This is a genomic window from Bacillus cereus group sp. MYBK14-1 (assembly GCF_051916885.1).
Lineage (GTDB): Bacteria > Bacillota > Bacilli > Bacillales > Bacillaceae_G > Bacillus_A > Bacillus_A cereus.
In genome coordinates, this window is record NZ_JBQAHM010000047.1 from 1 (window position 1) to 2,592 (window position 2,592).

Sequence of the window (2,592 nt, forward strand, 5' to 3'; positions counted from 1 at the left end):
CGGAAGTTAAGCTCTCTAGCGCCGATGGTAGTTGGGACCTTGTCCCTGTGAGAGTAGGACGTCGCCAAGCAACTTTAAGACGAGTCAGAATGACTCGTCTTTTTTGTGTTTTATAACTTCTTTTCAAAGCTAAATATTTTGAAGTGCTTCTCGCTTTTCAAAAAGGTTTTTGAGTACGTAGCTATATAAGTTTTATTCAATTTCTTTCGTGATTCTTTATATGTAATTTAAGATTTTCTATTTTATTTCTTAAAGATAGGATTCATCAGTGTGTTAAAATAGTACAGTTGTTTTTGATGTACTTTAATATAAGAAGATTTAAGTTAGAAAAGGAGATAATATGAAAAAGATAAGTATAATTACTATAGTAGTCTTAGTCCTGCTAGTAATCGTGTATATGTTAGTTGGGAATTATTTTTATAACTACGCGTTAAATGCGAAACAAGAAAAAGAATTTTTGCAAGATAATCCTCATTTAGTAGAAACGGTAAATGCGTCGGGAGATGTATTGGCTGCAAATGAAGAAAAGAATGCAAACTTCGTATCGAAGTATAAACCTAACACATTAACTATACGTTCTTTCGATAAATTAAATTTAAAAGGTTATGAATATATGAATGAACCATCCAGTCATAAATGGGCAATTGTAGTTCATGGATACAATGGTAGAGCATCAGAAATGACGAAATATGTTCGTAACTTTTATGAACAAGGCTATAATGTCATAGCACCAGACCTTCGTGGACACGGAAATAGTGAAGGGGATTATGTTGGTATGGGCTGGCATGATCGTAAAGATGTTTTGATTTGGATTCAACAAATCTTGAAGAAAGACCCTAATGCTGAAATAGCTCTATTTGGTGTTTCAATGGGCGGGGCAACTGTAATGATGACTTCAGGAGAAGATTTACCTTCTAATGTTAAAGTTATTATTGAAGATTGTGGATACTCAACTGTTATTGATGAATTTACTTATCAACTAAAAGATTTATTCCATTTACCGAAGTTTCCTGTTATGAATGCGGCAAATATGGTTACTAAATTAAGAGCTGGTTACGATTTAGAAGAGGCTTCAGCTGTAAAACAAGTAGCGAAAAGTAAAACACCTATGCTGTTCATTCATGGGGATGCTGATACATTCGTTCCTTTTGAAATGTTAGATGAAGTATATAATGCTGCAAAAGTAGAAAAAGAGAAATTAATTGTTCCAGGTGCTGGACATGGAGAAGCGGAGAAAGTAGATTCGAATAAATATTGGAATACTGTATGGAAGTTCGTAGGGAAGTATATTCCGGCATAATTAAAGTTGTTGCATTTATATAGACGATAATCGGAGGGATAATAGTTAATCCTTTTGATTATCGTTTTTTTTGTTAATTAGGTATTCTGCTATAAGTGTGTTTTTGTATGTACTATATGAAGGAGATAGAGCAAAAACTTTTGAATTCCTTAATCTCAGTGCTACAATGATTGAAAACTAAATGTTAATGAGGTGTTTTTTATGAAAATTGAAGTATGGTCGGATTTTGTATGTCCATTTTGCTATATTGGGAAACGTAGATTAGAGATGGCTTTAGAACAATTTCCACATAAGAAGGATGTTGAAGTTGAGTTTAAAAGTTTTGAATTAGACCAAAATGCTCCAATCTATTCTGGAACAAGTATTAATGAAGTACTTGCATCAAAGTATGGAATTAGTATTGAAGAAGCTAAGCGTAATAACGTACAGTTAGGAAATCATGCAGCTAGTATAGGTTTAAGTTTTAATTTTGATGAGATGAAGCCGACTAATACTTTTGATGCGCATCGTCTTGCTAAGTTTGCAAAGAATCAAGGGAAAGAAAAAGAGATTACAGAAAATTTACTTTTTGCATATTTCACTGAATCGAAAAATTTAAGCGATGTGGATACACTTGCTACTATCGCTGAAGCTTCAGGTTTAGATAAGCAAGAATCTTTAAATGTTATTAATGATAAAAATGCGTATGCAAATGATGTTAGAAATGATGAAGCGATTGCTCAGCAATATCAAATTTCGGGAGTGCCTTATTTTATTATTAATCAAAAGTATGCTATTTCAGGTGCACAACCACTTGAAACTTTTGTTGGTGCACTTCAGCAAGTGTGGGAAGAAGAGAATCCTGCACCTAAGTTGCAAGAACTTTCTTCAGAGGGTGGAAGCGATCTTTCTTGTACTGATGGAAGTTGTTCGGTGCCGTCGAAAGAACAATAGTTTTTATGGTAGAAGAGCACCCCATAGATTGTTCTGTGGGATGCTTGTATATAACTTATAGAAGAAATACGTAAATGAAATCTATAAAATATAAAGTTTTTTAAAAAATGTATTGACGATTATACTTTAGAGGTGTAATATAGAACAAGTCGCCGATGACATTAACGTCGAAAGCGACAAACGAAATAAAAAACTTAGTTGACATCAATTAACGAAAGTGTTAACATAAGGAAGTCGCAAATGAGCGGCTAAGTAGTTCTTTGAAAACTGAACGAAACAAACAACGTGAAACGTCAATTTTTATTTTAGATGCTAGACAAACTAACTTTATTGGAGAGTTTGATCCTGGCTCAGGATGA

General features: G+C 33.4%; 2 protein-coding genes. Both read left to right on the plus strand.

What is annotated here, in order from left to right:
• Window positions 1-340 precede the first annotated feature (340 nt).
• Entirely contained in the window at window positions 341-1,300 is a 960-nt protein-coding gene (locus ACTFR3_RS30445; RefSeq protein WP_000723973.1) for an alpha/beta hydrolase, read from the plus strand.
• A gap of 201 nt (window positions 1,301-1,501) precedes the next feature.
• On the plus strand, window positions 1,502-2,233 hold the full coding sequence (locus ACTFR3_RS30450) for a DsbA family oxidoreductase (RefSeq protein ID WP_440045174.1): 732 nt from the start codon (window positions 1,502-1,504) through the stop codon (window positions 2,231-2,233).
• The last annotated feature ends 359 nt before the right edge of the window (window positions 2,234-2,592 follow it).

Excerpts from the sequence above, each read along its gene's own strand:
- ACTFR3_RS30445 (WP_000723973.1), top strand. The coding sequence starts at position 341 with ATGAAAAAGATAAGTATAATTACTATAGTAGTCTTAGTCCTGCTAGTA.
- ACTFR3_RS30450 (WP_440045174.1), top strand. The coding sequence starts at position 1,502 with ATGAAAATTGAAGTATGGTCGGATTTTGTATGTCCATTTTGCTATATT.